At 68.8% G+C, this 24,076-nt stretch carries 24 protein-coding genes; 12 read left to right on the plus strand and 12 right to left on the minus strand.

Translation table 11 applies throughout. The annotated features are described in order from the left end of the window. Positions 1 to 19 precede the first annotated feature (19 nt). The 4 genes from LSI54_RS11745 (at position 20) to LSI54_RS11760 (ending at position 2,280) form a co-directional block, all read left to right on the plus strand. Positions 20 to 1,042: an aldo/keto reductase gene (locus tag LSI54_RS11745; protein WP_241478444.1), complete on the plus strand. Its 1,023-nt coding sequence runs from the start codon at positions 20 to 22 to the stop codon at positions 1,040 to 1,042. Between the two features lie 269 nt (positions 1,043 to 1,311). Further along, entirely contained in the window at positions 1,312 to 1,551 is a 240-nt protein-coding gene (locus tag LSI54_RS11750) for a DUF4244 domain-containing protein (RefSeq protein ID WP_241476689.1), read from the plus strand. Beyond that, positions 1,535 to 1,885, plus strand: coding sequence for a TadE family type IV pilus minor pilin (locus LSI54_RS11755; RefSeq protein ID WP_241476688.1), 351 nt, complete (start codon positions 1,535 to 1,537; stop codon positions 1,883 to 1,885). Before LSI54_RS11750 ends, LSI54_RS11755 begins: the two co-directional genes overlap by 17 nt. Then, positions 1,882 to 2,280, plus strand: coding sequence for an Rv3654c family TadE-like protein (locus LSI54_RS11760; protein WP_241478445.1), 399 nt, complete (start codon positions 1,882 to 1,884; stop codon positions 2,278 to 2,280). The genes LSI54_RS11755 and LSI54_RS11760 overlap by 4 nt, the downstream gene beginning before the upstream one ends. A 73-nt stretch (positions 2,281 to 2,353) precedes the next feature. Here LSI54_RS11760 and LSI54_RS11765 read toward each other — a convergent pair whose 3' ends face one another. Further along, a complete protein-coding gene (locus LSI54_RS11765) occupies positions 2,354 to 3,523 on the minus strand; it encodes a M20/M25/M40 family metallo-hydrolase (protein WP_241465994.1) in 1,170 nt (389 codons plus the stop codon). 51 nt (positions 3,524 to 3,574) lie between these two features. Between LSI54_RS11765 and LSI54_RS11770 the strand changes: the two genes are divergently transcribed. The 4 genes from LSI54_RS11770 to LSI54_RS11785 all read left to right on the plus strand — a co-directional run bounded on the left by LSI54_RS11770 (position 3,575) and on the right by LSI54_RS11785 (position 6,606). Next, entirely contained in the window at positions 3,575 to 4,387 is an 813-nt protein-coding gene (locus tag LSI54_RS11770; RefSeq protein ID WP_241465992.1) for a hypothetical protein, read from the plus strand. 14 nt (positions 4,388 to 4,401) lie between these two features. Then, complete coding sequence (locus LSI54_RS11775; RefSeq protein WP_241465990.1) at positions 4,402 to 5,094, plus strand: MurR/RpiR family transcriptional regulator; 693 nt, start codon at positions 4,402 to 4,404, stop codon at positions 5,092 to 5,094. After that, complete coding sequence (gene menC / locus LSI54_RS11780) at positions 5,094 to 6,224, plus strand: o-succinylbenzoate synthase (RefSeq protein WP_241476685.1); 1,131 nt, start codon at positions 5,094 to 5,096, stop codon at positions 6,222 to 6,224. The genes LSI54_RS11775 and menC overlap by 1 nt, the downstream gene beginning before the upstream one ends. Positions 6,225 to 6,327: 103 nt before the next feature. After that, positions 6,328 to 6,606 (plus strand): Lrp/AsnC family transcriptional regulator, encoded by a 279-nt coding sequence (locus tag LSI54_RS11785; protein ID WP_036476260.1) that lies wholly within the window; start codon positions 6,328 to 6,330, stop codon positions 6,604 to 6,606. Positions 6,607 to 6,738: 132 nt separating this feature from the next. Here LSI54_RS11785 and LSI54_RS11790 read toward each other — a convergent pair whose 3' ends face one another. Further along, positions 6,739 to 8,859, minus strand: a complete 2,121-nt coding sequence (locus LSI54_RS11790; protein ID WP_241471161.1) for a TRAP transporter permease — start codon at positions 8,857 to 8,859, stop codon at positions 6,739 to 6,741. Continuing rightward, the gene (locus tag LSI54_RS11795) at positions 8,856 to 9,860 is read right to left on the minus strand and encodes a TAXI family TRAP transporter solute-binding subunit (RefSeq protein WP_241465985.1); all 1,005 of its coding nucleotides are present in this window, start codon (positions 9,858 to 9,860) and stop codon (positions 8,856 to 8,858) included. The genes LSI54_RS11790 and LSI54_RS11795 overlap by 4 nt, the downstream gene beginning before the upstream one ends. Before the next feature lie 236 nt (positions 9,861 to 10,096). On the opposite strand from LSI54_RS11795, the gene LSI54_RS11800 reads away from it, so the two are divergent. Further along, positions 10,097 to 11,011 (plus strand): DUF4031 domain-containing protein, encoded by a 915-nt coding sequence (locus LSI54_RS11800; RefSeq protein ID WP_241478446.1) that lies wholly within the window; start codon positions 10,097 to 10,099, stop codon positions 11,009 to 11,011. Here LSI54_RS11800 and LSI54_RS11805 read toward each other — a convergent pair. Genes LSI54_RS11805 through LSI54_RS11825 form a run of 5 tightly spaced genes read right to left on the minus strand, consistent with a single transcriptional unit; the run spans position 10,998 to position 15,030 of the window. After that, a complete protein-coding gene (locus LSI54_RS11805; protein ID WP_241478447.1) occupies positions 10,998 to 11,303 on the minus strand; it encodes a thiamine-binding protein in 306 nt (101 codons plus the stop codon). The genes LSI54_RS11800 and LSI54_RS11805 overlap by 14 nt on opposite strands. Positions 11,304 to 11,312: 9 nt before the next feature. Further along, positions 11,313 to 11,912, minus strand: coding sequence for a type II secretion system F family protein (locus LSI54_RS11810; protein ID WP_241478448.1), 600 nt, complete (start codon positions 11,910 to 11,912; stop codon positions 11,313 to 11,315). Then, entirely contained in the window at positions 11,905 to 12,738 is an 834-nt protein-coding gene (locus tag LSI54_RS11815; RefSeq protein WP_241478449.1) for a type II secretion system F family protein, read from the minus strand. The genes LSI54_RS11810 and LSI54_RS11815 overlap by 8 nt, the downstream gene beginning before the upstream one ends. Before the next feature lie 8 nt (positions 12,739 to 12,746). Continuing rightward, a complete protein-coding gene (locus LSI54_RS11820) occupies positions 12,747 to 13,916 on the minus strand; it encodes a TadA family conjugal transfer-associated ATPase (protein WP_241465975.1) in 1,170 nt (389 codons plus the stop codon). Further along, positions 13,909 to 15,030, minus strand: coding sequence for a hypothetical protein (locus LSI54_RS11825; protein WP_241478450.1), 1,122 nt, complete (start codon positions 15,028 to 15,030; stop codon positions 13,909 to 13,911). The genes LSI54_RS11820 and LSI54_RS11825 overlap by 8 nt, the downstream gene beginning before the upstream one ends. Before the next feature lie 220 nt (positions 15,031 to 15,250). Between LSI54_RS11825 and LSI54_RS11830 the strand changes: the two genes are divergently transcribed. Continuing rightward, positions 15,251 to 15,988, plus strand: coding sequence for a PIG-L deacetylase family protein (locus LSI54_RS11830; RefSeq protein WP_241465972.1), 738 nt, complete (start codon positions 15,251 to 15,253; stop codon positions 15,986 to 15,988). A gap of 10 nt (positions 15,989 to 15,998) precedes the next feature. On the opposite strand, the gene LSI54_RS13230 is transcribed toward LSI54_RS11830, so the two are convergent. Continuing rightward, positions 15,999 to 16,829, minus strand: a complete 831-nt coding sequence (locus LSI54_RS13230; protein ID WP_241476680.1) for an NUDIX hydrolase — start codon at positions 16,827 to 16,829, stop codon at positions 15,999 to 16,001. Then, complete coding sequence (gene nth, locus LSI54_RS11840; protein ID WP_241471168.1) at positions 16,822 to 17,604, minus strand: endonuclease III; 783 nt, start codon at positions 17,602 to 17,604, stop codon at positions 16,822 to 16,824. The genes LSI54_RS13230 and nth overlap by 8 nt, the downstream gene beginning before the upstream one ends. Before the next feature lie 117 nt (positions 17,605 to 17,721). Between nth and acs the strand changes: the two genes are divergently transcribed. Further along, a complete protein-coding gene (gene acs / locus LSI54_RS11845; RefSeq protein WP_241465966.1) occupies positions 17,722 to 19,734 on the plus strand; it encodes an acetate--CoA ligase in 2,013 nt (670 codons plus the stop codon). Between the two features lie 145 nt (positions 19,735 to 19,879). Beyond that, on the plus strand, positions 19,880 to 20,332 hold the full coding sequence (gene aroQ / locus LSI54_RS11850) for a type II 3-dehydroquinate dehydratase (RefSeq protein WP_241465964.1): 453 nt from the start codon (positions 19,880 to 19,882) through the stop codon (positions 20,330 to 20,332). A gap of 5 nt (positions 20,333 to 20,337) precedes the next feature. Here the strand turns inward: aroQ and LSI54_RS11855 are convergent, their stop codons facing one another. Together LSI54_RS11855 and LSI54_RS11860 are read right to left on the minus strand one after the other, a co-directional pair. After that, complete coding sequence (locus tag LSI54_RS11855; RefSeq protein WP_241466054.1) at positions 20,338 to 22,164, minus strand: ABC transporter ATP-binding protein; 1,827 nt, start codon at positions 22,162 to 22,164, stop codon at positions 20,338 to 20,340. Positions 22,165 to 22,216: 52 nt separating this feature from the next. Continuing rightward, positions 22,217 to 24,076, minus strand: coding sequence for an ABC transporter ATP-binding protein (locus LSI54_RS11860; RefSeq protein WP_241476679.1), 1,860 nt, complete (start codon positions 24,074 to 24,076; stop codon positions 22,217 to 22,219).

Here is a 24,076-nt window from a genome sequence, read left to right on the forward strand (position 1 = left end):
TCTTCGGAAGGATCCACCCATGACCCTGCGCTCCATCACCCTGGGAACCGGCGAACATCGTCTCGAGGCGTCAGCGCTGGGCTACGGCGCGATGTCGCTGGCCGGGGCCTATGGGGCCATCACCGAGGCGGGCTCGCTCGAGCTGCTGGACCACGTGGCCCAGCGCGAGGTCACCTTCCTGGACACCGCGAACATCTACGGCGACGGTGAGAGTGAACGGGTGTTGGGGACGTTTCTGAAGCACCGCCGCGAGGAGTTCGTCCTGGCGACCAAGGTCGGCATCGAGAAGGGTGCTGGGGTCGGGAAGCGCCGCGCCCGAGGGGACGCGGCGCATATCCGGGAGCAGGTCGACCTGAGCCTGCGCCGGCTGGGGACAGATCACGTGGACCTCTATTACCTGCACCGGGTGGACCCCGGCACGCCGATCGAAGAGAGCGTCGGAGCCTTGGGCGAGCTCGTCTCCGCCGGCAAGGTGCGCACCATCGGCCTTTCCGAGGCCACCGGGGAAGAGATCGCTCGCGGCCATGCGGTGCACCCGATCACGGCGGTTCAGAGCGAATGGAGCATCTTCGCACGGGATGTGGAAGCCCATGTGCTGCCGACCTGTGCGCGGCTGGGGATCGGCTTCGTGCCGTACTCCCCGGTGGGCCGAGGCATGCTCACTGATGCCCTCGATCCACAGTCTCTCCCCGCCGATGACATCCGGCAGAACTTCCCGTGGTTCAGCGCAGAGAACATCTCGCGCAACGCCGTTCTCGTCGCGCGGGTGCGTGATGTTGCGTCCAGGCTCGGGATCCCCACAGCCGGGCTTGCCCTGGCCTGGCTCTACCAACAGGCGGACACCCTGGGGGTACAGATCTCCCCGATCCCCGGGACCAGGACGGCGGCGCACTGGGATGAGCTGCAGTCCGGTGTGGATGTCTCACTTCCCGGTGAGGCCGTGGAGGAGCTGGACAGGCTGGCCGGGCAGGTTCATGGAGATCGCAGCTTCGATCCGCGCTGGGTCTCCGGTGGGCGCGAGGGCCTGCTCCCGCGCAGCTGAGCAGGTCGGGACTCCCCTGTGCTCGGGCGGCTCAGGACACGCCGGTGATTTGCTCGAGGTTTGCCCCAGCACCGGCGATCTCGGGGCCCTGGATCCATCCTCTCCACAGCAGCGAACGCTCCTGCGGAATCGGCGATGACGCACCCGAGACTGGTGAGCACCTGCAATCAGCAGGGCTCACCAGTCGTCTGGTCCACGAGGCCGAGAATCTCACTTCCCCGAGGCTCGGTTCGCTGAGGCTCGGGGGTCCCGAGCTCCGGGCGACCGTCATGGAAGGCACTGTCATGGAAGGCATGGTCAGGGAGACGACGCAGGAGCGCACCGGTCCGCAGGAGCCCAGGGGCTGGGGGCGACGGCTCCACCAGGAAGAGGAAGGGCTCGCGACGGCCGAATACGGCATCGTCATGCTCGCCGCGGTCGGGTTCGCGGGGCTGCTGGTGGCGGTGCTGAGCTCCGGCACGGCACGAGGACTGCTGAGCGGCGTCGTGGAACGTGCGCTCTCGTTCTGAGCGCGGCTCGATCAGCGCGGAATTCGCGGTGGCGCTGCCCGGGGTGGTGCTCGTGCTGCTGCTGGTGCTCGCCCTCGGTCTCCATGGCGCCGCCCAGGTCACTCTGGAGACGGGAGCTCGGGCCGCGGCTCGGGAGCTGGCCCGCGGGGAGGACCCCGCCGCGGCGGAGGCGGCCGCCCGGCGGGTCGCCGGTGAGGAGGTGTCCTTCCAGCTCAGCCACGATCAGGACTACGTCACCGTGGCGCTGGTCCGCCCGGTCCGGGTGCTCGGGTGGGTCGAGGTCGGGATGACCCAGGATGCCCGCGCCACGGCCCGGGTGGAGAACCTGCCATGAGGCCCCGGGTGTCGCTCTCGGAAGAGCGCGGTTCGGGCACCGTCCTGGCTCTGGGGCTGATCATGGTGCTGCTCATCCTGCTCGCCGCGGCGCAGACCCTGAGCATGGTCGCGGCGTCCTCCGCGCAGGCTGCCCGGGGAGCGGATCTGGCGGCGCTCGCGGGAGCCGATGCGGCCCGCGGCCTGAGCGCCGGGAGCCCGTGCACCGTGGCGGAGGCGGTGGCCGCCCGCAATGCAGTGGAGCTCACCAGCTGCACCGTGACCGGCGAATACCGCACCGAGGTGCTGGTGAGCACCGTTGTGCCGATCCTGCCGGAGCGGCTGCTGGACGCCGGCGGTGTGGATCTCTCCGGACTGCTCAGTCGCGGGGCTGCGCGCGCCGGGCCTCCCCCGTGATCGGCAGGCTGGACCGAGATCCGCGCGAGGACCGCGCGAGCAGAGGCTGCCGCCCACCGGGGGCCGGTCTGGCTCAGAGACGGGCGAGCAGCGCCGCCAGCAGAGCGATCCGCTCTGGGATCGATTCCAGCCGGACCTGTTCATGATCGGCGTGGGCACCGGCGCCATCGGGACCCAGACCGTCGAGGGTCGGCAGGCCCAGCGAGCCGAGGAAGTTGGTGTCTCCTGCTCCTGCCGCGGGCCGACCGCCGACGGTGGGAAGTCCAGCGTCCGCAGCGGCGGCCTCCACCGCGGCGAGCAGCTCCTCATCGGCCGCGTCGGCCTGCCAGGCGGGGCGCTGGGACAGGGTCTGCACCTGCAGCTGGGCGTCCCGACGGACCGGGACGAGATCACTGATGGACGCCAGCACCTGGTTCTCCACCTCGGGGGTGCGGAACCGCAGTCCCACCTCCACCGATGCCGCCGCAGGCACCACATTGGTCTTGCCGCCGCCGGCGATGGTCCCGACATTGCACAGCACATCTCCCGGAGCGGCGTCCTGGGCCGATCCGATGATCTCGCGCAGGGCGAGGATCTGATCCACCAGCTCCTCGATGGCGTTGACTCCGCCCTCGGGGTCCAACGCCGCGTGCGAGGCGCGCCCGGTGACCTGAAGCCGGAGCCTGGTGCTGCCGAGCCGACCGACCTTCAGCGCTCCGCCGGGGTGGGGGGACTCGAAGCCCAGCACGGCGCTGACTCCCTCGGCGCTGGCCAGCAGCAGCTCCCGCGAGCTCGGGGACCCGATCTCCTCGTCACCGACCACGATCACCCGCACCGGCGGCCGGCTGAGGCCCAGCTCTGTGCTGACGCTGAGCCCCTGGTGCATGATCAGCAGCCCGGACTTCATGTCGAAGATCCCGGGCCCGTGGGCGATGCCTGCTTCGATGCGGAACGGCATCTTCTCCAGCGTGCCGGTGGGCCAGACCGTGTCGGAATGTCCGATGAAGAGCACCGGAGCGGCCTCACTGCGCTCGCCGGCTCCCGGGACGTCCATCACCAGGTGCGTCCCCCACTCCCCCTCGTGGACGGCGACCTCGGCATCGTGCTCGGTGAAGAGCACGCGCACCTGATCAGCCACTGAGGTGACCCCCTCGGCGTCTCCGGTGGGCGACTCGGTCACTACCATCCGTTCCAGAAGCTCGAGGGTGCGGTCATAGCGATTCCCTGCCAGGTCAAGCAGGGCAGTGGGAGAAGAGTTGTCCATGGGGCTATGATACGCAACGTAAGAACATATACCAGGCTTCGAGAGGACCGCATGACAAATCAGGATGCAGCCGCACCCGCTTCCCCCGCCATGCCGGAGACGATCAGCCTGGATGATGGGGTCATAGTGCGGGGTCTCACCGAGGTCGCCGAGCTGGAGGCCGCATGCCGGCTCTACCGCGAGGTCTTCTCCTACAGCGGGGAGGACCAGGGGATCAACGCCCGCCTGTTGAAGAACCTGCTCACCTATGGCGGCACAGTCATCGGTGCGCTCGACGCCGCCGGTGCCTTGCGCGGCATGGCCTTCGGCTGGACCGCGGTGGAGACCGATCAGGATGATCCGCACATCTACCACTTCTCCCAGGCCGCAGTGGTCTCCCAGGACCTTCAGGGCCAGGGCGTCGGCCGCGCGCTGAAGAACGTCCAGGCCGCCGTCGCCCACCGGCAGGGATCAAGCCGCATGCGCTGGACCTACAACCCAATGATCAGCCGCAACGCCCACTTCAACCTCGACGTGCTCGGCGCGCAGGGCCGCTGGTTCACCCGCGACGCGCTCGCCGGGCCCGGCACCGATCGCATCACGGTGGAATGGCGACTCGATGAGTCGCACGAGGGACACCGGGTGGCGACCGACAGCAGGTTTGAGGCAGAGCTCGCGGCACACCCGCTCACCACCCCCGGGGAGATCCGGGCCGGCGGCGAATCCACCGCGCTCGCCGTCCCCGCCCAGCAGCCCACCGATCCGGCAGTCATCGAGCTGCTCCGATCGCGCTTCCAGGAGATCTTCGACCAGGGGTTCGTCGCGGTGTCCTGCCGCCGCATGGACGAGGACCTGGCTGTCTACAGCTTCACCCGACCGGCATGAACCGGATGAACAGCATGGTCACCGAAGAGTTCACAGACCAGCATGCGAGTGGCGGAGCAGAGGACGCGGGGTCCGATGATCAGCGCGGTCCGGACAATCCAGCCGCGCGCTTCGGAGCCAGCATGTCCCCGCGGGCCTCGGCCAAGACCCTGCAGGCGCGACTGATCCGCAAGGAGCGCGAGAACCTGGAGCGGGTCTTCGCCAGCTTCGAGACCGAGGACTCGGTGGCCCGGGCCGCGGCGCTCATCGCCGGGGCGCGCCGTCGCTTCATCGTGGGCCACGGCAGGTCTGCGGCCTTCGCGCACCTGCTGGACCTGGACCTCTCCCATGGGGTCTCGCAGGTCTCGCTCATCGACGGCCAGAGCACTCGCAGCATCGATGTGCTCACCGATGTGCGCGGCACCGACGTCCTGGTCGCGTTCTCGATGCGCCGCTACCGCCGGGAGACCGCCGACCTGGTCCATGCCTTCGCCCAGCGCGGCGGCACTGTGGTCGCGGTGACGGACTCGGTCGATTCCCCGCTGGTCGCGCCGGCCAGCGAGGTCGTGATCGTGCCCACCGGCTCCGCCTCGGTCACCGACTCCGCCACCGGCATCGCCGCGGTGATCCACCTGCTCACCGCGCTGACCACCGCAAGTGCCAAGGGAAGCCGCCGTCGGCTGACCGAGAGAGAATCACTGATCCAAGAGATGGGACTGTATATCTGATGCGCGCCACAGAGATCGTGCTCCACGACGTCGAGCTGCCCCTGCGGCACGCCTTCGAGACCAGCTCACACCGGAAATCCTCGCTGCGCCACCTGCTGGTGGAGATGATCGCCGAGGACGGCACCGTCGGCTGGGGCGAGATCGCCTCCCCCGCCGGCCCCTTCTACGCCCCGGAGACGACGACGACGGCGTGGCAGACCGCGGTCGAACATCTGATCCCCGCCGTGCTCGGCGCAGACTGGGAGCACCCAGACGAGGTCGCGGGACTCTACGCGAAGGTGCGCGGAAACTATTTCGCCAAGGCCGGGATCGAGATGGCCGCATGGACCCTGTGGACCGCGGCCCGGTCGGTGCCGCTGGCACAGGCTCTCGGCGGGGAACGCGACTCCGTCATCGCCGGCGTCTCCTTGGGCATCGAGCCCAGCATCGACGCGCTGCTCACCGAGGTGACCCGCCACGTGGAATCGGGCTATCCCCGGGTGAAGCTGAAGATCGCACCGGGTTGGGATGTCGATCCCGTGCGCGCGGTGCGTGCGGCCTTCCCGGACCTCGATGTCCATGTCGACGCCAACGGCGCCTACCCGGGGTCTGCCGAACCGGGCGGCGAGGAGGCCTTTGAGGTGCTGCGCGCCCTGGATCCCTTCCGGCTGACCATGATCGAGCAGCCCTTCGCGCCGAAGAACTTCTTGGACCACGCCCGTCTGACGGCGGCGCTGGAGACCCCGGTCTGCCTGGACGAGTCGGTGGAGACCCTCGATGACCTGCGGACCGCGCTGGCCCTGAAGGCCGGGAATGTGCTCAACATCAAGGTCTCCCGCATGGGAGGGCTCAGCGCGGCGCGCGACGCCCACGCCATCGCCTCCGCCGCGGGCTGGCCGGTCTGGTGCGGCGGGATGCACGAGTTCGGGGTGGGCCGGCTCGCCAATGTGGCGCTCTCCTCGCTGCCCGGGTTCACGCTGCCCTCCGACGTCTCCGCCTCGGGCAAGTACTACGCGGAAGACATCATCGATCCACCGGTCACCGCCGAGCAGGGCGTGGTGCAGGTCCCGACCACCCCGGGGCTGGGCGCCGGCGTGCGCACCGACGTCATCGCCGCGCACGCGACCAGACAGCAGCGCTTCCAGGCCTGAACCCACCCCGCAGCGCGATAATCTGACGGCAGTACTCTGACACCAGCATCCTGACATCCCAGCGGTGCTCAAAGAGTCTCCCCGGCTGAGAGGCAGCGATAACATGGTCACCGCATTCGTGATGATGAAGACCGACCCCCACCGCATCCCCGAGTCCGCGCAGGACATCGCCAATATCGAAGAGGTCCAGGCCGTCTATTCGGTCACCGGCAAGTGGGACCTGGTGGCCATGGTGAAGACTCCGAACCTGGAGGATCTCAGCGATCTGGTCCCGGCGAAGATCTCCAAGGTGGCCACGGTCCATGACACCGAGACGATGGTCGCGTTCCGCACATACTCGGACCAGGAGCTCGAGGCCAGCTTCAGCCTCGGCGGAGAGTAGCCCCGCGGGGGTACGCGCCAGGCCCCCGCCATGTCCGAACACTGAGGGCCCGACCGGATTCCGGTCGGGCCCTCAGTGTTCATTCATCCACGGTGCTTCGGGTTCCAGCGTCTTGAGCCCGGGCGGGTCGGCTCAGGCCATCCCGGGTGCTGGGTTCTCCACCGAGCCGCCGCCGCGGGCGGTCACGTGGGGGCCGTCCTCCTCGGACGTGGCCTCCTCGGCAGACCCATCCCCGCGGCCGCGGCGGATGAACTGCAGCGCCACAGCAAGTGCCAGAGCCACCATTCCGCCGACCGAGAACGTCAGATCCGGGTAGATCAGCAGCAGACCACCGACGATCAGCAACGTCCGTTCGATGACCGAGGCGCGCAGGAAGAGATATCCGGCAAGGCCCGAGGATAGCGCGATCAGCCCCACGATCACGGTGAGCAGGGAGACCGCAAGCTCGTCCCAGGTGCCTTGCAGCAGCAGCGCCGGCTGAAGGATGAAGACATACGGGATCAGGAATCCGGCCAGCGCGATCTTCACCGCCGCCACACCAGCAGCCATCGGATTGGCCCCGGCGATGCCCGCACCGGCGTAGGCCGCGAGACAGACCGGTGGCGTGATGTCCGCGAGGATGCCGAAGAAGAACACGAACATGTGCGCCGCGATCAGCGGGACGTCGAAGTTGTTGTACAAGATCGGCGCCGCCACCGAGGCGGTGACCACATAGTTCGCGGTGGTCGGCAGGCCCATGCCGAGGATGATGCAGGCGATCATCACGAAGAAGAGCACCAGCAGGAAGCTGCCGCCGGCCAGCGACACCAGCCCGCGGCCGAGCTGGCCGCCCAGGCCCGTGGCGGTCACGGTGCCGGCCACGATGCCTGCTGTGGCACAGGCGGCGATCACCGGCAGAGCGGTCCGCGCAGCGGCGATGAACAGTTCCACGAATCCGCGCACGTTGAGCCGGGTGGAGGAGCGGAAGAAGCTCAGGACGATCGCGGTCGCGATGCCCAGCAGTGCCGCCCGGGTGGGGGTCAGGCCGGCGATGAGCGTGCTGATGATCACGACCAGCGGCAGCAGCAGGTCGGCGCGGGTGACCAGCGACCGGATGCTGGGCAGCTCCTCGACCGGCAGACCTTTGATCTCCCGGCGCTTCGCCTCGAAGTGCACCGAGAGGAAGGCGCCCAGGAAGTAGAGCAGCGCCGGGATGATCGCGATGACGATCAGCTCGTTGTACTCCAGGTTGGGCACGTTCTGCGCCATGATGAACGCCGCGGCACCCATGATCGGGGGCATCAGCTGACCACCGGTGGAGGCCGTGGCCTCGGTGGCGGCCGCGAAGTGTGGCTTGAACCCGGCCTTCTTCATGATCGGGATCGTGAAGGAGCCCGAGGCCACGGTGTTGGCCACCGAGGATCCGGAGACCATGCCCTGCAGGCCCGAGGCGGCGACGGCGGCCTTGGCCGGGCCGCCGGTGTACTTGCCTGCCGCGCGGAAGGCCAGGTCGTTGAAGAACTGGCCGATGTTGGTCCGGAGCAGGACCACCGCGAAGAGCAGGAAGAGGAAGATGAAGTTCGCCGAGACCTGCAGCGGAGTGCCGAAGATCGATCGCGTGGAGAGGAAGGTCTCCGTGGCGAAGGCGTCCCAGGAGCGTCCGCGGTGCGGGAAGATCGGGCTCATGTTGCCGAAGATCGCGTAGGCGATGGCGGCGGCGGCGATGATCACGATGGGCAGTCCCACGCAGCGACGCGTGGCTTCCAGGACCAGCAGGGTGCCCGCCACTGCCACGGTGTAGTCCAGCGCGCTGAAGCCGAGGATCTGAACGGCGTTGCCGACCAGGTACTCATAGCGGAAGACGATGTAGAGGTTGACCGCCATGCCTGCGGCGGCGAGCAGCGCGTCATACCAGGGCACTCCCCTGCCACGGCCGAGCAGCAGGTCTTTCCAGAGGACCCCGCTGGGCTTCGTGTTGAGCAGCTTCTTGCTCGCCGGGTAGAGCAGGAAGATCAGGGAGGTGGCGCCCGCGAGGTGCAGCGCGCCGTGGATCCAGCCGGTGAAGGGCCGCTCAAGCGCGTAGTAGAGGTGGTACAGCGTGAAGGCTACGGAGAGCCCGCCCACGATCCATGTCCACCAGCCCAGATCCGTCCGGAAGCGGCTCGAGGTGTCGTGCTTCCGAAGAATCTCGGCTGCGCGCTCCTCACCACCGACCCCCGGCTCCTGCAGATCAGCAGAAGCCGGGGAGCGATTCTCAGCAGTGCTGCGTGTCACGGCAGGTCAATGCCCTGCTCTTCGAAGTAACGCTCTGCGCCGGGGTGCAGCGGGATATCGCCGATCCCGGTCAGGGCGTTCTCTTCGCTGATGTTCTCACCGATCTCGAGCGTGACGTCTCCGGCGTTCTCCAGAGTGGCGGCGGTGATCTCGTAGCCGAGGTCCTCGCTGACCTGGGTGGTGGAGGCGACCAGGGCCGCGAACACCGAGACCGTGGTGACGTCCTCGTCGAGGAAGTCATAGGCGTCGGCGGAGATGTCGTAGGACTCGGCGCCGGACTCACCCGAGATGGACTCGGTCATGTCGTCCTCGAGGCCCAGCAGCGCGACATCGGTGGAGGCGGCCAGCTGGGTCAGACCTGCCACCGGGACGCCGACCACGAAGATCGACGCGTCGATCTGGCCGTCAGCGAGCATCTCCGTGGAGGTGCCGAAGTCGGCGATCTCTGCGGTGTAGTCACCCTCCTCGATGCCGTGCGCGGCGAGGATCGCGTCGGAGATCGCGCGGGTGCCGGAGCCGACGTCGCCCACGGCGATGGTCTGTCCCTCGAGATCCTCGATGGACTCGATGCCGGAGTCTTCGCGGACGATGATGTGCGCGGCCTCGGGGTAGAGGTTGGCGATCCAGCCGAAGTTGTCCAGCGCCATGCCGTCGAGGTCATCGATCTCACCGTTGACGCCCATCTCCGCCGTGTCGTTCTGGGTCAGGCCGAGCTGCATCTCTTCCTGGAAGATGCCGCCCAGGTTGTCTGCGGAGCCGCCGGTCTCGATCGCGGTGACCGAGACGTCTTCGATGTTGTCTTCGAAGATCGAGGCCAGCTCGTCTCCCAGCGGGAAGTAGGTGCCGGCGACGCCGCCGGTGCCGAAGGTCAGCTCATTGGTGTAACTGTCCTCGTCCCCGGTCTGGACGTCTTCGTCCCCACCGTTGTCATCTCCGCCGCAGGCGGACAGGGCTAGAGCGGCTGCAGCGGTGACTGCAATAGTTGTACGACGCATTTTCATGAGTCTTCTCCTCAGTCGAGTGATTCAAGGTGCGTTGAGTAGTCAGAGGTGCGTGGAGTAACCAGCGGGTTGAGTACACGGTGCGATGTGTAGTCAGTCACTTTACCGTGGTGTACGACACTTTACTGGCTCCGCGGATACCCTTTTTATACTGCCCTAGATGGATGAGCAGGGTGTTTCGTGATCTGCACAGCATGGAACCCGGTGCCAGGGCCGCGAGAGAGGGAGGGTCCGAGATGACGATCTACATCGACCCGCCGAGCTGGCCGGCCCACGACACCGTGTTCTCGCACCTGATCTCGGACCACTCCCTGCAGGAGCTGCACCAGATCGCAGCGGCCGCAGGAGTCAGCATCCGCGCCTTCGACCGGGATCACTACGATGTCCCGGCCCACCTCTTCGATGAGCTCACCGCCCTGGGGGCAGTGCCGGTCTCGGGGGGTGAGCTGACCCGGATTCTGCTCGGCTGTGGGCTGCGCATCCCTGCGGCGCAGCGGCCCGAGAAGCTGCGCCGGAATCTGCAGCGTGCCTGGCTGCGGCTGGGCACACGCTGGGAAGCCCTCGACGGCACGTGGACGACCCTGGGCGAGGAGCTGCTCACCCGCTGGTCAGAGCCGCACCGGAACTACCATTCGCTGACCCACCTGAACGCGGTTCTGCGTGGGGTGAGCACGCTGGAGCGTGCCGGGGAGCTGTCCCCGGAGCAGCGTCCCGTGGTGAGCCTGGCCGCATGGTTCCATGACGCGGTCTACGTCGGGGTCGCAGAAGAAGATGAAGAAGCCTCGGCATCTCTGGCCGAGAGCAGGCTCGGGGCGCTGCTCCCCACTCATGTGGTGGGAGAGACGGCACGGCTGGTGCGGCTCACCACGCATCACGACCCGCCGACCGGGGATCGCAACGGAGCGGTGCTGGTCGACGCCGACCTCGAGGTGCTCGCCCAGACTCCGGGGGGCTATGCGCGCTACGTCGCGGCGGTGCGTCGGGACTACCACCACGTAGCCGAGGACGATTTCCGCCGCGGCCGGGCACGGGTGCTTCAGCGGCTGCTCGCCGCGCCATCGCTGTTCCACACAGCCACCGGCGTGCAGCGCTGGGAGCCGCAGGCACGGGTCAACCTGACTCGCGAGCTCGAGCTGCTCAGTCGCCGCTGAGGCGCTCTTCGAGGCGGGTGACCTTCTCGGTGAGCTGCCCGGTGAATCCGGGGCGGATGTCGGCCTTGACCACGAGGCTGACTCGAGGGCTCACTGCGGCCACAGCCTCGGTGGCCCGGCGGATGACGTCGAAGACCTCATCCCACTCACCTTCGATCGTGGTGAACATCGAGGTCGTCTCGTGCGGAAGCCTGGAATCACGGACCACCCGGACGGCTTCGGCCACGGCCGCGCTGAGCGAACCATCGGGGGTGTCTGCGGCGACGGGAGCGACGGAGAAGGCTGCCAACATGGTCACAGATTACGCCAGTTCCTCCACCAGGCCCAGCACCACCGGAATCACCCCGAGCAGGATGAACCCCGGCAGGAAACAGAGTCCCAGAGGCAGCACCATCTGCACCGCCAGGCGGGCGGCCTGCTCCTCGACCGCCTGGCGGCGTCGTCTGCGCGCCTGGACCGCAGTCAGTTCCAGCAGCTGGACCGTGGGGGCGCCGGTGGCGTGTGCGAAGGCCAGCTCCGCACCGAATTCGCGAAGCTGCACCTGGGAGTCCACACCGGACCAGGCGTCCTGCCATCGTCGCCCGGCAGCGAGTCCACGGTGCACGCGGGCCAGCGGCGCGCATCCCGGGACGTCCTGGGAGAGCCGCTGCACAGCGGTTTCGATGCCCGCACCGGCCCGCAGCATCGCTGCGGTGAGGTCGAGCAGCGTCGCGGCATCGGGGGTGCGATCCGCGGGAGCCTCTGCCGGCGTCGAAGCCCTCGACGCCGGTGCACCCCGCCTTCGCCGCCGCGGCGACGCGGGCGCCGGCAGGGGCGCAGGTGCGGGCGCAGGCACCAACGCGATCAGAAGCCCCACCAGCAGGGCACAGAGAAGTGCCGGCAGCACCTGCCCCTCAGCCATGCTTCCCCACCGCTCGGATCATCCTGGTGCTCCAGCGCCAGCCGAGCAGGAGACTTCCCAGCCCGACGACCAGGCATCCCCACCCCAGCGCCGAGCCGAGCAGCACAGCGAAGGGATCAGCCCCCATCAGGGCGCCCATGGCCAATCCACCCAGCGGGAGCGCAGCCAGGATGAACTGGGTCAGTCGGGGACCGGCGGCCGCGGTGCGAACGGCGGCCTCCAGGGCGGCCGAGTCCTCCAGTGCATCGGCGGCCTTGCGGCACAGCGCCGAGAGGGGTGCACCGGTGGACTGGGAGAGCGCGTGGATGCTGATCAGCCGCTCCAGCACCTCGGTGAGGACCACCGTGGCGGTGGCGCTGGACCGGGCCGGCGCGAAGTTCCCCATGGTGCGTCCGGCTCTGCGGCGTTGGCTGGCCGTGACGGACGCCAGGCTGCGCCGGAGCCCGACCACGGCCCCGAGGCCTGCCTGCTCTGCCGCTGCCGCGAGTTCACAGACCTGTGTCAAGGGGTGCGTGGTCTCCCGCGAGCGCCAATGGGTCCCAAGGTCGGCCCATGCCTGGGCCTGGGAGCGTCCCGACTGCAGCAGTGCCGCATATTGGTGCAGCAGAGAGCCGGCGCTGCTGCGCAGATCGTCGGCGGAGCGCCCTGCCCTGAATCTCCCGCCCCGCAGCGACGCCGTGCGCAGGACCTCCCTGCGCAGCACCTCTATGAGCAGCGCCTTCGGAGGTCGCAGCGCACGACGAGGCCATCCCCCACGTGGGGGAACTCCGAGAAGCGCCGCGCTGGCCGCCGCAGCGGCCACGCAGAGCAGGAGAAGAAGCGGCACCGGTGTGGTCATCGCAGACCGATCCGCTTCGTCAGTTCATCCCAGCCGCTCTGGATCTGCACGCTCGGTTGGACTGGCACCCCGAGGGCGTTCGGGTCGATGAACCTGGCCAGCAGTGCTGGCACCATCTGAAGCGTCCGCTCACGGCAATGGACGAGTGAGATCGCCACGGGCATCCGCCGACCTCGACGCCGCTCCATGTGGATGACCGCGTCCAGGGCGGCGCCGGCCTGCAGCGCCACCGACTCCGGGGGCAGCTCGGCGAGAGCGCCCATCGCGATGAGTCTGGCCGGGACCGCGTCCGGTGAATTGGCGTGGACCGTCCCGACCGCGCCCTGATGCCCGGTGTTCATCGCGGTGAGGAAGTCCTTGAGCTCACTGCCCCGGCACTCCCCGACGATGAGCCGGTCCGGGCGCATCCGCAGCGTCTCCCGGACGAGTCGGCCCATCCCGAGCTCGCCGGCTCCTTCCACATTGCCGCGGCGCTGCTGAAGGTGCAGCACATGCGGGTGATCTGGCCGAAGCTCTGTGGTGTCCTCGACGATGATGATCCGCTCCTGGTGCGGGCACTCGGCGAGCATGGCCCCGAGCAGGCTGGTCTTGCCAGAACCCGTGGCGCCGGAGATCAGACAGTTCAGCCGGGCGTCCACGATGCCGCGGATCACCGGGAGCCACACTTCTGGTGCGTCCCATTGCTCGGCAAGCTGATCCAAGGTTGCCGCCGAGCCGCGGGAGATGCGCACCGAGATCATCGTGCCCTCCACCGCCACCGGAGGAATCACGGCGTGGATGCGACACTCACCGATCCGTCCCTCGGCACACGGCTGACCCTCATCGAGCCTGCCTCCGGACAGGGCGATGAGTCGCCTGGCCAGGCCACGGACCTGCTCCTCCCCGGCGAACTTCACCTCGGTCTTGCTCAGACCTGCGGCGCCGTCGATCCACACCTGACGGCGACCATCGATGAGCACGTCGGTGACGCCGGGCCGCTCGACCAGCGGCTGCAGCGGGCCGAGCCCGACGAGCTCGTCGCGCAGCGTCCTGACCAGCTCCCCGGTGGTTCGAGACCCCAGCGCCAGCCCTGATGCGCGCACGGCCTCCGCGATGCGGGCCGCGGTCACCGGCTCGGCGGAGCTGGTGAGCTTCTCCCGCAGCGCGTGAAGCTGCTGGTCACTCATGGCGGAGGCCCCGCTCGAGGTCCAGGGCCTCGAGCAGCGCCCCGATGTAGGCCGCGCCTCGCCGTGAGCGAAGCAGCTCGTAGGCGGCACCGAGTTCATCCTCTCGGCGGAGCCATCGCTGCTCGGGGAGATCTCCGGCCAGGGGGATCTCTGTGGCTGCCGCCAGCTCCTGCGGACTCCACCCGAGATGCCCTGCACCGTTGGCGACGAGCATCGGCGGCACCCCTGTGAGCGCGCGTGCCAGCTGCCGCGCGGCCGCGGCGCCCCGGGCACTGCAGGGTGTGACGAGCAGCAGCTGATGCAGGTGCTCGCGCACCAGCGCCACCGCGTCTGCATCACGCCCGACATCGATCACCACGGTGTCGAAGACCCTCAGGGCCGAGCGCACGACGGGGTCCAGCATCCGCCGTCGCGCGTCAAAGCCTGGTGCGCCGCTGAGCATGTGGACCCCGTCGCGGAGCGGCAGCGCGGCGGCCAGCTGCGGGGAGGCGATCTCCCCCTGCAGACCGGCCAGCTCCTCCCACCCGAATTCTTCGCCGCGCTCTGCGGCCGCTGGACCGCGTCGGTCCTCCCTTCCACGCCCGTTCAGGGCACCGCACGAGACCTCCGCCACCCCCATCAGCCCCGCGATTCCTGACCCCGGGGCGGGATCCGCATCGACCAGCAGCGCCGAGGCACCTCTCACCGCCTGCTCTGCGGCGAGCAGATATGCCACGGTGCTGGCCCCCACGCCTCCCAGGACCCCGGCAACAGCCACCACCCGACCTGGGCCCCGATCCAGCACCCGCTCGCCCAGATGACCGGCCAGCCACGCCTGTGCCGCCGGCAGCGGCACAGGCTGCAGCCCCGGATGCTCCGCCGCGATCCTCCACAGCTGCTGATCCTGCCCCTGTCGCGCTCCCGAGCTGCTCAGCAGCAACGCACCCCGCGCCACCTGCGGAAGCGAGGGCAGCCGGTCGGTCCCACACATCAGGACCGCCCATTCCTGCGGAACCACCGCCTCCCAGCTGGAACGAGACTCCAGCGCAGCGCCCACGGTGGCGGCGATCAGCGCGACGTCGTCGCGCAGCACTCGATCCTCGGTGATCAGCAGCAGGCGAGGTTCAGCGTCCATGACCCCACCCTGCCGGTGTCGGCGGCAGCGGTCCGTGGAAGCGGAGGAGCTGTGGGCAGCGGCTTCGCGGCGCGAGGTTATTCCCAAGCTGGGGAAAACTCTGGGGAAAACCGGGGGGAACAGTAGAGCGAACCATGCGGATCATCACGGACGCTGTTCGGAGACCCTGCCCGGCACCACACCCTGCGCCTCGCCGCTCATTGCCTCCTAGACTGGGCCGATGAGCACCGATTCAGCCGCCCTGCCCGCATACCCCGACGCTGAGCTGCGCCGGGTGCTGTGCGTGGTGGCCCATCCGGATGACATGGAGTACGGCGGTTCGGCCGCCGTCGCCCGCTGGACCGCGCAGGGGGCTGAGGTCTCCTATCTGCTGCTCACCGCGGGAGAGGCCGGGATGCGCAGCCGCGACCCCGAGGAGGCCGCAGAGATCCGCGCCGAGGAGCAGCGCAGGGCCTGTGAGCTGGTCGGCGTCACGGACCTGGTGATCCTGGATCTGCCCGATGGCACGCTGGAGGCCTCGCTGGACACCCGCCGACAGATTGCTCGACGCATCCGCCAGCTGCGTCCCGAGGTGGTGCTGACCCAGACCTGGGATCTCGAGGTCGGCTGGGGGCTCAACCATGCGGACCACCGCGCAGCCGGGCTGGCCACCCTGGACGCGGTCCGCGACGCCGACAACCCCTGGGTCTTCCGTGAACTCATGGACCAGGAACGGCTCGAGCCCTGGGCGGTGCGGGAGCTGCTGGTCTTCGGGGCGGCACCGACCCATCTGATCGACATCAGCCGGGAGCCGCTGCAGCTGGGCCTCGCCTCGCTGGAGGCCCATGAGCAGTACCTGGCCGAGCTGGGCGGCGCCGCCGAGACCCGGCAGATGCTGGAGTCCATGGCCGCGCAGCAGGCCGAGGACCTGCCCGGGGTGGATCATGCCCTGGGTGTGGCCGTGCACCGCATGGGCTGACCCGCAGGACCTAGAGACCCGGCAGGTAGTCCTGCGGGTCCACGCTGCGCCCGGCGTCCCAGGGCTCTTCCCAGCCGAGCCGGTTGAGCACCCGGTCCACCAGGATCCCGGTGAACCCCCAGATCAGCGTGCCATCGACGAGGAACGCCGGGGCCTTGAACACGGTGCCAGAGCGATGCAGGACCGTGGTGCGGCGGTTCTCCGGGCGGATCAGCGCATCCAGCCGGACGGGCAGCACCCGTTCCACCTCCCCTGACTGCGGGCGGAGCAGACCGGTGTGTCCGGCAATGCCGATCACCGGTGTCACCATGAAGCCGCTGATCGGCACCGGGGCCGGAGGCAGGGAGCCGAGCACCCGGACGCGGGCGGGGTCCAGCCCCACCTCCTCCTGGGCCTCACGCAGCGCCGCGGCCGTCGGGTCGCGATCGAACTTCTCCTGGGCGCCACCGGGGAAGGAGATCTGTCCTGGGTGTTTCTTCAGTCCCGGGGAGCGCTCGGTCAGGAGCAGGTGTGCGTCGTCGTCGTCGGGGGTGGGGGCGCAGAAGAGCATCAGCACCGCCGCCCGCCTGGCGTTCTCCATCCCTGCCGGGGTCATCCGGGGAGGCATCGTGGTCGGGCGCTGGTTCCACCAGCCCCCGGACCCTGCGGATTCCGGATGCGTGCACGCGTAGTCGCGCCCCTGCTGCAACAGCGCCTCGAGTCGGGTCGGGACCGCCGTGCCGGTCAGCGAGAACCCAGCGGGCACTCCCCCGCCGAGAAGGTCGGGCCGGGCGATGTCTGGACGAGCTGCGTCTGGGCGAGCGGCGTCTGGGCCCTGAGATGCGGTGTCGGCGTCACGCACTGAGCGGGTACCCCTGCGCTCGCAGCTCCCGGCGGGTGTGCCCGGCCTGCATCTTGGCCAGCAGCTCCTCGCGCCCCGGCGCCAGCTCGTACTTCAGCAGCGTGGCGGCCAGCTCCGGGTTGACCTCCCCGGCACCGAAGGCCGGGCACATGGAGGCGATCGGGCAGGCGCCGCAGGCCGGTCGACGGGCGTGACAGATGCGCCGGCCGTGGAAGACCAGCCGGTGGGACAGGTCGGTCCAGTCGCGCCGCTCGAAGAGCTCCGCGACTTCCTGCTCGACCTTCACCGGGTCCTGCTGCTGCGTCATGCCCAGCCGGCGGGCCAGCCGACCGAAGTGCGTGTCCACGGTGAGTCCGGGCTTGCCGAAGGCATCGCCGAGCACCACGAAGGCGGTCTTGCGCCCGACCCCGGGCAGCTTGACCAGCTCCTCGAGAGAGTCCGGCACCTCGCCGTCATGCTCGCTGACCAGCGCGCGCGAGAGCCCCAGCAGCGAGCGGGTCTTCGCGCGGTAGAAGCCGGTGGACCGGATCACCTCTGCCAGCTCGTCCTCCTCGGCGTGAGCCATGGCGCCGGCGTCGGGCCAGCGCCGGAACAGCTCGGGCGTGACCGCGTTGACCCGCACATCGGTGGTCTGCGCGGAGAGCACCGTGGCGATCAGCAGCTCGAAGGCATTGTTGAAGTCCAGCTCGGCCACTGCGTAGGAGTAGACCTCCCCCAGGACACGATTGATCCGGCGCACGCGGCGCTTCTTCCCCAGCAGGGTCTCATCGGGCATCGAGACCATTCTACGAAAGCCCCGAGGGTGCGTCCGCTATGTGATATCCGCCTCAGGCGCCCGGCGGCAAAGGATGTATTGTGAGCGGCAACACAGGAGTATCCAAGGAGGAGCCGCATGACCCAGAATGCCAAGCAAGAGAACAAACTGGACTCGATGCAGAAATCGGGTCAGGTCTTCCCCCCGAGCGAGACGTTCGCGAAGAACGCCGTGGCCACCCAGGAGCGGTATGACAAGGCCGCCGAGGATCGCCTCGGCTACTGGGCCGATCAGGCCCGCTCCGTGCTGAGCTGGGACAAAGACTTCACCGAGGTGCTCGACTGGTCCGAGGCCCCAGTGGCGAAATGGTTCGTCGGCGGCGAGGTGAACGCGGCCTACAACGCAGTGGACCGCCACGTCGAGGCCGGTCACGGCAGCCGCGTCGCCCTGCACTTCGAGGGCGAGCCCGGCGACTCGCGCAGCATCACCTACCAGGAGCTGGCCGACGACGTCGCCCGCGCCTCCAACGCCTTCGAGTCCCTCGGCCTCACCAAGGGTGACCGGGTGGCCATCTACATGCCGATGATCCCCGAGGCGGTGGTGACCATGCTGGCCTGCGCCCGCATCGGCGCCATCCACTCGGTCGTCTTCGGCGGCTTCTCCGCCGACGCGCTGCGCTCCCGCGTGGACGACGCCGAGGCGAAGCTCGTGGTCACCGCCGACGGCTCCTACCGCCGCGGCAAGCCCTCCACGCTGAAGCCGGCCGTCGACGACGCGCTCGCGGCGCCCGGGCACACCGTGGAACACGTGGTCGTGGTCAAGCGCAACGGCGAAGAGGTCGCCTTCAACGACGATCTCGACGTCTGGTGGCACGACATCGTGCCGCAGCAGTCCGCCGAGCACGCCTACGTCGCACACGACTCCGAGCACCCGCTGTTCATCCTCTACACCTCCGGGACCACCGGGAACCCCAAGGGCATCCTGCACACCACCGGCGGCTACCTGACCCAGACCGCGGTGACCCATCGCGACACCTTCGACCTGCGACCGGAGACCGATGTCTACTGGTGCACCGCCGACGTCGGCTGGGTCACCGGGCACTCCTACATCGTCTACGGCCCGCTGGTCAACGGCAGCACCCAGGTCATCTACGAAGGCACCCCGGACTCACCGCACAAGGGCCGGCTCTGGGAGATCGTTCAGAAGTACGGCGTCACGCAGTTCTACACCGCGCCGACGCTGATCCGGACCTGCATGAAGTGGGGCCGGGAGATCCCGGACCAGTTCGACCTCTCCACCCTGCGCGTGCTGGGCACCGTGGGCGAGGCGATCAACCCCGAGGCGTGGCTGTGGTTCCGCGACGTCATCGGCGCCAACAACGGCGTCGGCAAGGCTCCCAAGGAGGAGCCTGCTCCGATCGTGGACACCTGGTGGCAGACCGAGACCGGCGCGCACATGATCGCCCCGCTGCCCGGGGTGACCGCGACCAAGCCGGGCTCCGCCCAGACCGCGGTGCCCGGCATCTCCATCGGCATCGTCGATGAGATGGGCACACCCCTGGAGAAGGGCGAGGCCGGCCTGCTCGTCATCAAGGAGCCCTGGCCCGCCATGCTGCGCGGCATCTGGAAGAACCCGGAGCGCTACCAGGAGACCTACTGGTCACGCTTCGGTGACGTCTACTTCGCCGGCGACGGCGCTCGCACCGACGAGGACGGCGACGTCTGGCTCATGGGACGCGTGGACGATGTCATGAACGTCTCCGGGCACCGGCTCTCCACCACGGAGATCGAATCGGCGCTGGTCTCGCACCCGTCGGTCGCCGAGGCCGCCGTCGTCGGGGCCAAGGACGCGACCACCGGCGAGGCTGTCGTGGCATTCGTGATCCTGCGCGGCGACTCCGAGGGTGGGGACAAGGAGCAGATGGAGCAGGATCTGCGCGCCCATGTGGGCAAGGAGATCGGCCCGATCGCCAAGCCGCGCAACGTGCTGGTGGTCCCTGAGCTGCCGAAGACCCGCTCGGGCAAGATCATGCGGCGTCTGCTCAAGGACGTGGCCGAGGGCCGTGAGGCCGGAGACGCCTCCACCCTGGCCGATCCCACGGTGATGCTGCAGATCGCGGAGGACATGCGCGCCAAGCATGGCGCGTCCTGACCTCCCACGGCTGAACACCGCTGAACACCGCTGAACAACCCGAAGACGCCTGAGTGGCGGATTCTCCGGGCATGTTCTCCCCTCAGAGGGGCGAACTGCACGGAGAATCCGCCATTCGGCGTTGGGGGGACAGTAGGGTGTGACCATGCCCTCTGAGACTCCCCGCCTGCTGATCATCAACGGTCCCAACCTGAACATGCTGGGCACTCGTGAGCCCGGGATCTACGGGGCCGCCACGCTGGCCGACATCGAGCAGCTGTGCCGCGAGTCCGCCGCCGCGCTCGGCTTCGCCGCGGAGCTGCTGCAGTCCAACCATGAGGGCACCATCATCGACGCGATCCAGGCCGCGAAGGGCAGCGCCTCCGGGATCGTCATCAACCCCGCGGCCTATACCCACACGTCGGTGGCGATCGCGGATGCCCTGCGCGCAGTGGACCTTCCGGTGGTGGAGGTCCATATCTCCAACGTCCACGCCCGCGAGGAGTTCCGCCGGCATTCCTATGTGTCCCCCGCCGCGGCGGCGGTGATCGCCGGTGCCGGACTCAACGGATACCGCTACGCGATCGATCACCTGGCGTCGCTGCTGCGCGAGAGCTGAGCCGCTCAGGCCCCCATGGAGCTCTGCCACGCCGCGTCCAGCTTGGCGTAGTAGCCGCCCTGGGCCGCCAGCTCGGCAGGAGCTCCGTCCTCCACCACCCGGCCGTCGTCGATCACCAGGACCCGGTCCGCGATGGCCACGGTGGAGAGCCGGTGAGCGATGATCAGCGCGGTGCGGTTGCCCAGCAGCCGCTCGAGCCCCTGCTGCACCAGCGCCTCGCTGGGCAGGTCCAGCGAAGAGGTCGCCTCATCGAGGATCAGCACCGCAGGGTCCGCCAGGAACGCGCGTGCGAAGGAGATCAGCTGACGCTGTCCGGCCGAGAGCCTGCCGCCCCGCTTGTTCACATCGGTGGCGTAGCCCTCGGGCAGCTCCATGATCAGGTCGTGACAGCCCACCGCCTTGGCCGCGGCGATGATCTCCTGCTCGGAGGCCTCCGGGCGGCCCAGCGCGATGTTGCCGCGGATGGTCCCGGAGAACAGGAACGCCTCCTGGGTCACCATGGCCACGTGGCGGTGATGATCGGTCACGGCCAGGTCCCGCAGGTCCACCCCGTCCAGGCTCACCGCGCCGCTGCTCACGTCATAGAACCGCGCCAGCAGCTTCGCCAGCGTGGACTTGCCCGCTCCGGTGCGTCCCACCACTGCCACGGTCTGGCCTGCGGGGATGTGCAGGTCAAGGGCGTGGAGCACCACCGGGCCGTCCTCGTCGTAGCGGAACGAGGCCTGGGTGAACTCCAGCTCTCCACGGGCCTCGGGCAGGTGCCGCGGGTGGTGGGCCTCGGTGACCGTGGGGCTCTCCTCCAGCAGCCCGGAGACCTTCTCCAGCGCCGCGGTGGCTGACTGCAGCGAGTTGTAGAACATCGCGATCATGTCCAGCGGCTGGAAGACCCGTTTGGTCGCCAGCACCAGGGCGACCAGCACCCCGATGCCGAGATCACCCTCGAGCACCCGGTATCCGCCCCAGAGCAGGACCACGGTGACCGTGATGTTGCCGATGAGCATCAGGGAGGGCTGCAGCACCCCGAACAGCGAGATCGAGCGCACCATGTCCTCGCGGTAGCGGGCCGCCAGACGCCGGTACTGCCTGGACCGGGAGTCTTCCCGGCGGAATGCCTGCACGGCGCGGATGCCGGTCATGGACTCCACGAAGTGCACGATCATCTTGGCCGAGGAGACCCGGGTGCGCCGATACGCCACCTCGGAGTTGCGCTGGTACCAGCGGCCGAGCATCGCGATCGGAATCAGCGCCGCGACCAGGACCAGGCCCGAGCGAAAGTCCATGATCCAGATGGTCACCCCGGTGAAGAACATGAACATCACGCCCTGGACCAGCGAGTTGATCCCGCCGTCGAGCAGCTCGCGCAGAGACTCCAGGTCGGAGGTCTGCCGAGAGATCACCTTGCCCGAGGTGTAGTCCTCGTGGAAGTCCAGGCTCAGCGCCTGGGTCTTGCGGAAGACCTCCCCGCGCAGGGTGAACAGCATCTGCTGCGAGGCCTCAGCGGTCATCCGGGTGTAGTGGAAGATCAGGATCCCAGCGGTCACCGCGCAGGCGATGTAGGACAGACCGGGCAGCCACATGCCGGAGCTCTGCCCCTCGATCATCCGAGGCAGCCCCCAGTCGATGGCCCAGGCGACGATCAGCGGGATGGAGGCCTGGGCGGCCTGTGCGATCACCACGAAGAGCGCGGTGATCAGCAGCTTGCGCCGGACCCCGACGGAGAGCTGGACCAGCAGCTTCCAGGAGCGACGCCGGATGAACCCGCGCTCCTCCTTGTCGAGCTCGATCTGCTCCTCGCCCGCGGTCCCGCGCAGGTGCGCGAAGCGGTCGCTCATGGCGTCGTCCGTGGCAACGTTGGCGGCGACGCCGCCGGCTCTGCTGGTGGCTTCACTCACGGCCGAGCACCTCCTCGGCACTGACGGGACGAACGCTGGCGCTCATGACCTCGCGATAGGCCCGGCTGCGCTCCAGCAGCTCCGAGTGGGTGCCGACGTCGCTGATCCGCCCGTGCTCGAGCAGCGCCACCCGGTCCGCCATAGCGACGGTGGAGGGGCGGTGCGCGACGATCAGCGTGGTGGTCCGGTTCAGCACCTCGCGCAGCCGGTGCGTCACGGCCTCCTCGGTGCGGACATCGAGGGCGGAGAGCGGATCATCGAGCAGCAGCACAGAAGGCGCGGAGGCGATCGCGCGGGCCAGCGCCAGGCGCTGGCGCTGGCCGCCGGAGAGGCTGAGCCCCTCCTCACCGACCGGGGTGTCCACACCCTGGGGCAGGGTCTCCACAAATTCTGCGTCGGCCGTGATCAACGTCCGGCGCAGCACCTCGTCGAGCTGATCTGGCGCAGGTGCGGCGTCACGGTGCGGGTGCTGCGGGTCGTCGACGTCGCGCAGGTGTGAGGTGCCCAGCAGCACATTGGACTTCACCGAGGTGGAGAACAGGATCGGGTCCTCGAAGGCGACGCCGATCCGTGAGCGCAGGTCTGCGAGGCTGTAGTCCTTCACGTCCACCCCGTCGATCCGGATGGCGCCGCCGGTGGTCTCGTAGAGCCTGGGGATCAGGTTCAGCAGCGTGGAGGTGCCCCCGCCGGTGGCGGAGACCAGCGCCATGGTCTCTCCGGGCCGGACCTGCAGGGTGACCCCGTCGATCAGGTCACGGTCCCCGGCCTTGGTGTCGGGGTAGCGGAAGTGCACGTCGTCGAACTCCAGCACGCCGCGCTCCGGGGCCACCACAGGCGCGTGGGGTGAGGTGATCTCGGTGGCGGTGTCCATCACGTCGGCGTGCCGGTCGATCGCGGTCTTCGCGGTGAAGGTCATCCCCAGCATCATGCCTACGCCTTCGATCGGACCCTTGAGCACCGCGGCGGTGGCGAAGAACGCGGCCAGGGCACCGATGGTCACACCGGTGGTCTCCTGGTTCGCGACCTGCCAGAGCCCGATCAGCAGGCACAGTCCGAGGATGCCCTCGGGCAGGATCACCATGGCCATCAGGAACTTCGCCAGCGTGCGGGCCTTGGAGACCTCGAGGTCGCGCAGCTCGTCGGCCTCCTCGGTGAAGCCCTCCTGGGCATAGTCTCCGCGGCCGAAAGCCTTCAGCACGCGGATCCCGTGGACCGATTCTTCGACCTTGGTGGCCACATCTCCGGCCTGGTCCTGCGAGGCGCGCGAGTAGTGCACGAACTTCTTCCGGAACCGCGGTCCGATGATCATGATCGGCAGCGCGGCGCCGAGGAAGACCACCGCCAGCAGCGGGGAGAGCGTGGCCATCAGGGTGAAGCCCACCAGCAGGCTGACCACCGAGGTGATGAGCATCAGCGAGCCGAACGCGAACCAGCGGCGCAGCAGGTTCAGGTCGGCGATCGCGCGGGACTGGAGCTGTCCGGCACCCCATGCCGAATGGAAGGACGCGGAGAGGTCCTGGAGCTTGTCGAAGAGCCGCGTCCGCATGGAGGTCTCGGCGTCCGAGGCCGGCGGGATCACGAAGAATCGGCGCAGGTAGACCAGCCCAGCCTCCAGCACGCCCAGCCCGAGGATCACCGCACCCGCGGTCCAGACGGCGCTGACCTCTGCGTTGTCATCCAGTAGGGAGTTCACCAGGACCTGAAGCACCTGCGGGATGGACAGTGCGACGACGCCGGCGCCGATCGCCGCGATCAGACCCAGGGTCCAGCGCAGCTTGAGGCCTTCGAGGTAGGGCCCGAGCCGGGCCAGGGCCTGCCAGAGCGTACGACTGCGCCCGGGGGACTCAGTCAT

Origin of the sequence: Nesterenkonia sp. AY15, from assembly GCF_022565855.1 — a bacterium.
In the GTDB taxonomy this organism is placed as follows: Bacteria; Actinomycetota; Actinomycetes; order Actinomycetales; family Micrococcaceae; genus Nesterenkonia.